Source organism: Allobosea sp. (assembly GCF_036675845.1).
GTDB lineage: Bacteria > Pseudomonadota > Alphaproteobacteria > Rhizobiales > Beijerinckiaceae > Allobosea.
On sequence record NZ_JAKFED010000189.1, the window covers coordinates 1 to 9,556 of the forward strand.

10 protein-coding genes and 1 pseudogene are annotated in these 9,556 nt (G+C 66.8%); 6 read left to right on the top strand and 5 right to left on the bottom strand.

From position 1 onward, the window contains the following. The 4 genes and pseudogenes from V6M56_RS20370 to V6M56_RS20385 all read left to right on the top strand — a co-directional run. Positions 1-2,220, top strand: a 2,220-nt coding sequence (locus V6M56_RS20370) for a GcvT family protein (RefSeq protein ID WP_332686416.1), incomplete at its 5' end; no start/stop codon positions are given. Positions 2,221-2,224: 4 nt separating this feature from the next. Continuing rightward, complete coding sequence (gene purU / locus V6M56_RS20375) at positions 2,225-3,127, top strand: formyltetrahydrofolate deformylase (protein WP_332686418.1); 903 nt, start codon at positions 2,225-2,227, stop codon at positions 3,125-3,127. Positions 3,128-3,193: 66 nt separating this feature from the next. Continuing rightward, positions 3,194-3,343, top strand: a complete 150-nt coding sequence (locus V6M56_RS20380) for a hypothetical protein (protein ID WP_332686420.1) — start codon at positions 3,194-3,196, stop codon at positions 3,341-3,343. A gap of 43 nt (positions 3,344-3,386) precedes the next feature. After that, positions 3,387-3,638, top strand: a pseudogene (locus V6M56_RS20385) (DDE-type integrase/transposase/recombinase); the annotation flags it as partial. A gap of 72 nt (positions 3,639-3,710) precedes the next feature. Here the strand turns inward: V6M56_RS20385 and V6M56_RS20390 are convergent. From V6M56_RS20390 to V6M56_RS20405, 4 genes are all read right to left on the bottom strand, one after another. Beyond that, entirely contained in the window at positions 3,711-5,216 is a 1,506-nt protein-coding gene (locus tag V6M56_RS20390; RefSeq protein ID WP_332686422.1) for a tripartite tricarboxylate transporter permease, read from the bottom strand. A 7-nt stretch (positions 5,217-5,223) separates the two neighbouring features. After that, positions 5,224-5,697, bottom strand: coding sequence for a tripartite tricarboxylate transporter TctB family protein (locus tag V6M56_RS20395; RefSeq protein WP_332686424.1), 474 nt, complete (start codon positions 5,695-5,697; stop codon positions 5,224-5,226). 76 nt (positions 5,698-5,773) lie between these two features. Next, positions 5,774-6,742 (bottom strand): tripartite tricarboxylate transporter substrate binding protein, encoded by a 969-nt coding sequence (locus tag V6M56_RS20400; protein WP_332686426.1) that lies wholly within the window; start codon positions 6,740-6,742, stop codon positions 5,774-5,776. Next, positions 6,739-7,449 carry a FadR/GntR family transcriptional regulator gene (locus V6M56_RS20405; protein ID WP_332686428.1) on the bottom strand — a complete coding sequence of 237 codons (711 nt, stop codon included), beginning with the start codon at positions 7,447-7,449 and terminating at the stop codon, positions 6,739-6,741. The genes V6M56_RS20400 and V6M56_RS20405 overlap by 4 nt, the downstream gene beginning before the upstream one ends. A gap of 190 nt (positions 7,450-7,639) precedes the next feature. On the opposite strand from V6M56_RS20405, the gene V6M56_RS20410 reads away from it, so the two are divergent. Then, positions 7,640-8,545, top strand: a complete 906-nt coding sequence (locus V6M56_RS20410) for a dihydrodipicolinate synthase family protein (protein ID WP_332686430.1) — start codon at positions 7,640-7,642, stop codon at positions 8,543-8,545. Positions 8,546-8,568: 23 nt separating this feature from the next. Next, a complete protein-coding gene (locus V6M56_RS20415) occupies positions 8,569-9,258 on the top strand; it encodes an RraA family protein (RefSeq protein ID WP_332686432.1) in 690 nt (229 codons plus the stop codon). Between the two features lie 175 nt (positions 9,259-9,433). Here V6M56_RS20415 and V6M56_RS20420 read toward each other — a convergent pair. After that, on the bottom strand, positions 9,434-9,556 hold a 123-nt coding region (locus V6M56_RS20420; RefSeq protein WP_332686434.1), incomplete at its 5' end, for an aldehyde dehydrogenase family protein.

The following is a 9,556-nucleotide window of genomic DNA, read 5'->3' on the forward strand; positions in this document are numbered from 1 at the left end:
GAGCTCTACGCCTCCCTGGAGAAGGAAACGGAACTCGCCACCGGCTGGAAGCGTTGCGGCTCGGTCTCGGTTGCCCGCACGCCCGAACGGATGACGCAGCTTCGCCGGACTATTTCGGCCGCACGAGCTCAGGGCGTCGAGATCGAGGAGCTGAGTCCCAAGGAAGCCGGAGACAAGTGGCCGGTCATGCGCACCGACGATCTTGTCGGCGGCGTCTGGCTTCCCGGTGACGGCAAGGCCAACCCTGCCGACATCACCCAGGCTCTGGCGCGAGGGGCAAGAAATGGCGGCGCGATCGTGCGCGAAGGCGTCCGCGTCACCGGCGTCGAGACGCATAAGGGGCGGGTCAAGGCGATCGAGACCGATCAGGGCCGGGTCGAATGCGAGGTGCTCGTGATCTGCGCCGGGCAATGGTCACGTGCGGTCGGCAAGATGTGTGGCGTCTCCGTGCCGCTGCATTCCGCCGAGCACATGTACATCGTCACGGGCAAGATCGAGGGTGTGACGCCGGATCTGCCCGTCATGCGCGATCCCGACGGCTATACCTACTACAAGGAGGAGGTTGGCGGTCTCGTCATGGGCGGATTCGAGCCCGACGCGAAGCCCTGGGGCATGAATGGCATACCGTACCCGTTCGAGTTCCAGCTCCTGCCCGACGATTGGGACCAGTTCGCGATCCTGATGGAGAACGCGCTGCAGCGCGTGCCGGCGCTCGAGACCGCCGAGGTCAAGACCTTCCTCAACGGCCCCGAGAGCTTCACCCCGGACAACAACTTTCTTCTGGGCGAAGCGCCTGAGGTGGCCGGCATTTATGTCGGCGCCGGCTTCAATTCGATGGGCATCGCTTCGGCCGGCGGCGCTGGCAAGGCGCTTGCCGAGTGGATCGTCGAGGGCGAGGCGACGAGCGATCTGTGGCCCGTCGACATCCGCCGCTTTGCCGACTTCAACAACAACCCGGCCTGGCTGAAGGATCGCGTCAAGGAGACGCTGGGCCTCCACTACGCGATGCCCTGGCCGAACCGCGAACTCGATAGTGCCCGGCCCTTCCGCCGTTCGCCGCTCTATGAGCGGCTGGCTGCCAAGGGCGCGGTGTTCGGCTCCAAGATGGGCTGGGAGCGGGCGAACTATTTTGCTCGGACCGAGGACGAACGCACGATCCGCTATGCGTTCGGCACCCAGAACTGGTTCGAAACGGTCGCAGCCGAGCATCGCGCCTGTCGCGAGACGGCCGGCATCGTCGACATGAGCAGCTTCGCAAAGTTCCTGCTGCATGGGCCCGATGCCGAGGAGGCGTTGCAGCGCCTCGCTGCGAACGATGTCGCGGTGCCCGTCGGCACATCGGTCTACACCGCCTTGCTCAATTCTCGTGGCACCTTCGAGAGTGACCTCACGGCCGCCCGCATCGGGCCGGACACCTACCTGCTTCTCACCGGCACTGCCCAGGCGACGCGGGACGCGCACTGGATCCGGCGGCAGCTCCCGGCGGGCGTGACTCTGACCGACGTCACTTCGTCCTATGCCGTGCTCTCGCTCGCCGGTCCCCGCGTGGTCGATATCCTGAGCCGTGTCTCGCCGACCTCCTTCGACCTCGCCGATTTTCCGGCCAATGCGATCCGGCAGATCACGATCGGCTATGCGACGACATGGGCCTGTCGCCGCTCCTATCTGGGCGACGGCTTCGAGCTCTATGTGCCGGTCGAGTTCGCGCTCGCCATCTACGATACCTTGCACGAGGCCGGCGCCGATCTTGGCCTCGTCGATGCCGGTTATTACGCGGTCGACGCGCTGCGCATTGAAAAGGGCTTCCGCGCCTGGGGGCGCGAGCTGACGCCGGACATCAACCCCTACGAAGCCGGGCTCGGCTTTGCAGTGAAGCTGAACAAGGGCGATTTTCTCGGCCGCGAGGCACTTGTCGCCGCCAGGTCGGCTCCGCGCACGAAACGCCTCGTCGCGCTCGTCGGCCCCCGGCCGGACGGAGCCATGGCCTGGGGCGGCGAGGCGATCCTGGCGGACGGCAAGCCCGTCGGCGAGATCACTTCGGCGGCATTCGGCGCAACTCTCGACGGAATCGTGGCACTCGGCTGGGCCGAGAGCGACGAGGCCATCGATCAGGCCTGGCTCGACGCGCGGAGCTGGACGATCGATCTCGCCGGGACGCCGGTTGCGGTCAGCGCCAGCCTCGCGGCACCGCTCGACCGCAAGGGACATCGCGGGAACTAGACACATGACCGAACTCGCCCCGTTTGCGCCCCTCCTGAAGAAGGAGAGCTTGGTGCAGAAGCCAGCCCGCATCCTGACCCTGTCCTGCGAGGACCGGCCCGGTATCGTGCACGCAGTCAGCGGCGTGCTTTACCGGCACGGCTGCAACATTCTCGAGAGCGCGCAGTTCAGCGACCCGCGCGACGGGCGCTTCTTCATGCGCGTTTCCTTCGCCGCGGGCGATCGCTTCGACGATTCGGCGTTCCGTCGAGAATTCGACGGCGTCGCCGGGACCTTCCGCATGACCTGGGACGCGGTCGATGCGACGCGCCCTTCGCGCGTGCTCCTGATGGTCTCGCGCTTCGGCCATTGCCTGAACGATCTCCTGTTCAGACAGGCCACGGGAAATCTCAACATCGAGATTCCGGCCATCGTCTCGAACCATCGCGATTTCGAGCCGTTGGCGAGGAGCTACGGCATCCCGTTCCATTACCTGGCCGTCACGGCTGCGACCAAGGCGGAGCAGGAGGCGCGGCTGCTCGAGATCGTCGGCGAGGTCGACGCATCGCTCGTGGTGCTCGCACGCTACATGCAGGTGCTGTCGAACGACCTCTGCCGCGCCCTCGACGGGCGTGCGATCAACATCCACCATTCCTTCCTGCCGAGCTTCAAGGGCGCCAAGCCCTACCACCAGGCCTATGAGCGTGGCGTGAAGCTGATCGGGGCGACCGCGCATTATGTGACGCCGGACCTTGATGAAGGTCCGATCATCGAACAGGACGTGGCCCGCGCCGAGCACTCGCTCGCTCCCGACGATCTCGTCAGCGTCGGCCGGGACATCGAAGCCGTCGTTCTGGCGCGCGCGTTGCGCTTGCACATCGAGCGTCGGGTGATGCTGGCCGGCTGTCGTACCGTCATCTTCCGCTGAAGCCGCACCGGGCCGCCCGTGCCTGATTTGCGTCCTGAACCGCTCCCTAGGAAGCGATCCGGCATCGTGCCGCATCCGGCCGTGATCCTGGTCGGCGACGATCCCGCCTCGCGCGTCTATGTCGCCAACAAGGTCCGGGGCGGCAATGTCGGCGGCGATGCGACGATTGCGCGGCCAGGTCAGCTTCAGACTCGGCAGACAGTCAGCCCGGCCTGACGGCAGGCCGATGCGCAGCGCAATTGTCAAGTATCAGATCAGGCCGGCGATCGAGCATCGCGCGCACAAGGGCCTCGACAACCGGGCCGAGAACTCACACGGGCCGCTCCGAAAGCGCGAGCGGGCGATGCAGGGCTTTCGCTCCCCGGGGGGCCTGCAGCGGTTCGTCGCGATCTTCTCCGCCGTCCGCAATCTGTTCGTCCCGCCCCGGTCCCGCCGCTCTGCCCTGGCCAGTCAGTTGCATCGTCTGGACGCCATGGCACACTGGAGCGCTGTCGCTGGTGTCACCGCCTGAGCCTGTCGCCAGGCCAAGTACACCTCTTTGCGCCCGCCCACAGTTGATGTGACAACGCCCAGCGCAGAGCGATCACCCCTCCGCATGTTGCTCGTTGGCTTTGGCGCTTCTCATGGAAGCGACGATCGTCCAGCCAACGATTGCGATGGTGATCGCGGCGAGGACCGCGGCGATCGGGCGGTCGACGAGGCCGATCAGCCTGCCGTCGGACTTGATCATCGAGTTGATGAAGTACTCCTCCAGCAAGGGCCCGAGCACGACGCCGAGGATGACCGGCGCGACCGGGAAATCGTTCTCCTCCAGCACGAAGGCCAGCACGCCGAAGGCGAGCATCAGCCCGACATCGAAGAGCGAGTTGTTGATCGCGTAGGAGCCGACGATGGCGAAGAGCAGGATGATCGGCATCAGGATCTTGCGCGGTACCGTCAGCACGCGCGTCGCGACCTTGATGATCGCCCAGCCGAGCGGCAGCATCAGCAGGTTGGCGATAACGAAGACCAGGAACAGCGCATAGACGTTCTCCGGGTTGTTGACGAAGATCGTCGGCCCCGGCGCCATGTTCTTCATCATCAGCACGCCGATGGCGATGGCGGTGATCGAGTCGCCCGGGATGCCGAAGACGAGCGCGGGGATCCAGGCGCCGGCGAGCGAGGAGTTGTTGGAGGCGCCGGCTTCGATCAGCCCCTCGGGATGGCCGGTGCCGAACTTCTCCGGCTCCTTCGAGAGCCGCTTGCTCATGGCGTAGGACATCCAGGCCGCCATGTCGGCGCCGCTGCCCGGCTGGATGCCGATCACCGTACCAAGCGCGCTGCCGCGCAGGAGCTGCCAGGGATACTGCTTGGTCAGCCGCCACATATTGGCGAAGATCGGGCCGATCTTCCTGATCGCGACCTGCGGAGCGCTGCCGTCGCTGACCATGTGGCGCATCACCTCCGAGCAGGCGAACATGCCGACCATCATCGGGATCAGCGAGACGCCGCCGAGCATCTCGGTCGAATCGAAGGTGAAGCGCGGCTGGCCGGCTGGGTTGTTCATGCCCACCGTAGCGATCAGGAGCCCGATCAGCAGCGCGATGCAGGCCTTGAGCGGCGTCGAGGAGCCGATGAAGACCGCGCCGCCCAGCCCGAGCATGACGATCCAGAAGAATTCGACCGAGCCGAAGCCGAGCGCGAAATCGGCGATCGCGGGAGAAGCGACCATCATCACCGCGGTGCCGAAGAGCCCGCCCAGCACCGAGAACCAGAGCCCGATGCCGAGCGCCAGCTCCGGCTCGCCGCGCAGGGTCATCTTGTAGGAATCGTCGACATAGGCCGCCGATGCCGGCGTGCCCGGAATGCGGAGCAGGCAGCCGGGGATATCGCCGGAGAAGATCGCCATCGTGCTGGTGGTGACGATCGCGGCGATGGCCGGCACCGGCGGCATGAAGAAGGTCAGCGGCACCAGCAGCGCCGTCGCCATCGTGGCGGAGAGGCCGGGGATGCAGCCGACGACGAGGCCGTAGATGGCGGATGCGGTGATGACGAGGAGCACATAGGGATCGAGCACCATCCCGAGCGCGGTCACATAGGCGTCGAGCATCGCGGCCTCACCAGCGGAACGGTTCGAGTGGCCCCCACGGCAATTGCACGCCGAGGCCGAGATAGAAGAGGGAATGCATGACGAACGCAGCCGCGACGGCGAGCGCGAGCGCATGCCAGAGACGCACGCCCCCCACCAGGAAGAGCACGGCGAGGATCGACGCCGCCGTCAGCAGGAAGCCGAGCGGTTCGGCGCCGTAGATGTAGAAGATCACCGCGCCCGGGACGAGCAGCAGGCGCAGGAGCGCGCCGCCATTTCGGGCCCAGTCGGCGCGGGCGAGCAGCGGCCCCCGCTCGACGACGCGCGCGCCGTTGACGGCGAGGATCGCGGCGCAGAGCGCGAGCAGTCCCGAGAGGATCAGCGGAAAGGCCGAGGGGCCGAGCGGCTGCTCGGACGGGTTCGGCAGGTTCCAGGACGCCGCCGCCACGAAGGCGGACAGGGTGAGGAACACGAGGCCGCCGAAGAGATCGTTGAATTTCATGAATTCGCCTGCCGGTAACGAAGCGGGCGCGCGGCGGAGAGACTGCCGCGCGCGCCTGTTGGCGAAAGCAGATCTGCTACTTGCGCAGGCGCAGGCCGAGCGCCTCCATGATCTCGCTGTTCTGCTTGTGCTGCTTGGCCAGGAACTCGCCGAAGACCGGACCCTTGGCGAAGGCGTAGCCGAAGCCGCGCTCGGCGAGGAAATTCTTATAGAGGTCGGAGGTCGCGACCTTCTCGGTCGCCTCGACGAGACGCGCCGCGATATCGGCGGGGATGCCGGCGGGCGCCGCGAGCCCGCGCCAGGTGCCGCCCTCATACTCCTTGCCTATGGCGTCCTTGACGGTCGGGACCGTCGGGAAGGCGGAGATCTTGTCCTTCGACATCACCGCCAGCGCCTTGACGCGGCCGGCATCGAACATCGGCTTGCCCTCGGGCAGGGAGGAGGGGACGATCTGCACGCCGCCGGAGGCGAGCTCCTGGAAGCCGGGAGCTGCGCCCTGGCTGGGCACCACCGTGACGCTCTTCGGGTTGATGCCCTCGAGCTGCAGCAGGCCGGCGAAGGCCAGGTGATAGGCAGCGCCCGCCGCCATGCCCGAGAGCTTGTAGTGCCCGACAGGCTGCTTGCGGATGTCGTCGAGGGCCGCGCGCAGATTGGCCCAGGGGCTGTTGGCGGCGACGTTGAAGGCGGCGGAATCGAAGTTCACCAGCGCGATCGGCGTCAGCTTCTCATAGGTGAAGGGCGCGGTGTTGGACCAGTAATAGGTCGTCACCTCGGCGGTGGCGAGGCCGATGGTGTAGCCGTCGGGCTTGGCGTTTACGATCTCGGTGTGGCCGACCACGCCGCCGCCGCCGGTGCGGTTGACGACGTTGACCGGCTTGCCGAGCTCCTTTTCCAGCCCGGCCGCGAGAATGCGCGCGACCGCATCCGTGCCGCCGCCGGCTGCCCAGGGCACGAGCAGCGTGATCGGCCGCTCGGGCCAGGCCGCCGAGGCGGAAAAGGCGGTCGCCGCGAACGTGGCGGCCAGCATCAAAGTCTTGAGTGTCATGATGTTTCTCCCAGAATCATGATTTTCTTGTTGGGTTCCGGCGGCATGGCCATGCCGTCCGTCAGCAGATGCCCGTGCGTGTAGCCGAGCACTTTCTCCATGGCCTGCCGCGCGGCCGCGGCGTCGCCATCCGCGATCGCCCGAGCGACCGCAGCATGGTTGGGCAGATTGCCGGCGAACACGCCGACGGCGACGTCGAAGACGGCACTCAGGATCGCGTCGATCGCGCCGCGAAAGCTGCGGAGGACCGGGTTGTGGGTGGCGTCGAGAATCGCGAGGTGGAACTGCTTATCGGCCGCGATCGCTGCCTGTGAATCGTCCTGGCCGGCCGCCATCGCCGCGAGCGCCGCCGTGATGCGCTGGTGATCGTCCACCGTCGCGCGGTGGGCCGCGAGCGCCGCCGCGGCCGGCTCGATGATGGCGCGGGTCTCCTCCAGCGCGATCAGCAGGTCGCGGTCCAGCCCATCGCCGGTGCGCATCCAGCCGAGCACGTCGCGGTCGAGCAGCGTCCAGTCATGGACCGGGCGCACATGCGTGCCGTGGCGCGGGCGCACGCTGACCAGGCCCTTGGCGGCGAGCGTCTTCATCGCCTCGCGCACGACGCTGCGGCCGGCGCCGTAGCGCGTTTCCAGCTCGTGTTCCGGCGGCAGGACGGAGCCCGGCGCGATCTCGCCGCGGACGATTGCGGCGCCGAGCGCCGAGACCATCGTGCCGATCTTTCCGGGTTTGGCTCCGCGCCGCATCTGGTGTCCCTGCGATTCCGGAATCCGGTCCGGCGCCCCGGAAACTGCCATGGCCGCGACTTGCGCGCAAGCATTGATCTGATGTTTAACATATGATCATTGAAGGCGAGCGTAGCGCCGGCTCCGAAGCCGCCTCGCCGAGGGAGGAAACGAAATGGGCTTCAAGCCGCCTTTCACCGGCATCCACGCGATCGTCTATGCGCTGTTCGACACGCAGGAGCGCCTGGACCGCGAGGCGATGCGCCGTCAGATCGAGATCTGCCTCGGGCTCGGCGTCCACGGTATGGCGGCGCTGGGGCTAGCGACCGAGGTCTCGAAGCTCGGTATCGCCGAGCGGCGCATGGTGATGGAATGGGTCGCGGAGGATACGGGCGGACGCGTGCCGCTGGCCTTTACGATCTTCGGCTCGTCGGTGGCCGAGCAGATCGAGCAGGTCCGGGCGGCAGAGTCGGTCGGAGCCGACTGGGTGATCCTGCAACCGCCGATGGTGGGGAGTTTCGGCGCGGGAGAGTACATCCGCTTCTTTGGGCGCGTCGCCGAGGCGACGGTGCTGCCGGTCGCGATCCAGAACGCGCCGGCCTATATGGGCCGCGGCCTCTCAGCCGAGGACATCCGCGAACTGGTTGCCCAGCATCCGAATATCTGCCTGGTCAAGGGCGAGGGCCCGGCGACCGACATCCATCAACTGATCGAGGCCACGGACGGGCAGCTGCCGGTGATGAACGGCCGCGGCGGGCTCGAATTGGTCGACAATTTCCGCGCCGGCTGCGCCGGCATGATCCTGGCGCCCGATACGATCGACTACGCGATGACGGCGCATGACCGCTTCACCGCAGGGGACGAGTACGGGGCGGAGATGGCCTATCGCGAGGCGTTGCCGGCGATCGTGTTCATCATGCAGTCGCTCGAAAGCCTGATCTGCTACGGCAAGCGCCTGTTCGGCGCGCGCGCCGGAATCGACATCCACGATCGCGCGCCGGCGCTGCGGCCCACTGCCTTCGGGCTCGACCTCGTGCAGCGCCATGCCGCGCAGCTCGGACCCTACCGAACCCTTCGCTGACCGATCTGCCCAAGGAGACGACCATGACGAACCCTGCCGCCTCAGTGGAGGAGCCGCTTTTCGAGCGCATCCGCACGGAACTCTACAGCGCCGTGCTCGGCGACGTGATGGACGCGATCGGCCTGACGCGCCAGTTCCTGCCGCCGGAGATCCGGGCCCTGGTGCCGGGCACGATGATCGCCGGCCGCGCCATGACGGTGCAGGAAGCCGATTGCGCGGTGGATGCCGCCGCGAATGGCGGGGCCAAGCCCTTCGGCCTGATGTTCGAGGCGCTCGACGGCCTGAAGCCGGGCGAGATCTATATCTGCACCGGATCGTCGCCGACCTATTCGCTCTGGGGTGGGCTGATGAGCACGCGCGCTCGCACGCTCGGCGCCACCGGCGCGGTGCTCGACGGCTATCACCGCGATACGCGCGAGATCCTCCAGCTCGGATTCCCGATCTTTTCCGCAGGCAGCTATGCGCAGGATCAGCGCGTGCGCGGCCGTGTGATCGATTTCCGCTGCGACATCCAGTTCCGCAATGGCTGTCGCGTCAGCGCCGGCGATCTCATCGTTGGCGACATCGACGGTGTCGTCATTGTGCCGGCCGCGCGCGAGCAGGAGGTGCTGGAGGCCGCCTTCGCCAAGGTCCGCGGCGAGAACAGCGTCAGGGAGATGATTCTCGCCGGCCAGACGACCGTCGATATCTTCGCCAAGACTGGCATCATGTGAGCGAACTCGGCTTGGCATGAATGTCCGGTTCCAGGTGCGGTCCCAATGTCAGCAGTTCGCGCGCCGTCAGGCTGCGCGACTTCGCGCGGCGCCCAGGGAATTTGCAACAGAACCCCTGGGCCTCGCGCCAAGACCCGGGGCACCTGCATTCCGGGGGGCGAACTGGCCGGAATGGTCACGCGGTCCATGGGATTGACCATGTTTTGACGTTTGTGAAGCTTTTCATGGCTTCGACGACGCCTTCCTTGTAGCCGAGGCCGGAATCCTTGATGCCGCCGAAGGGCGACATCTCGATGCG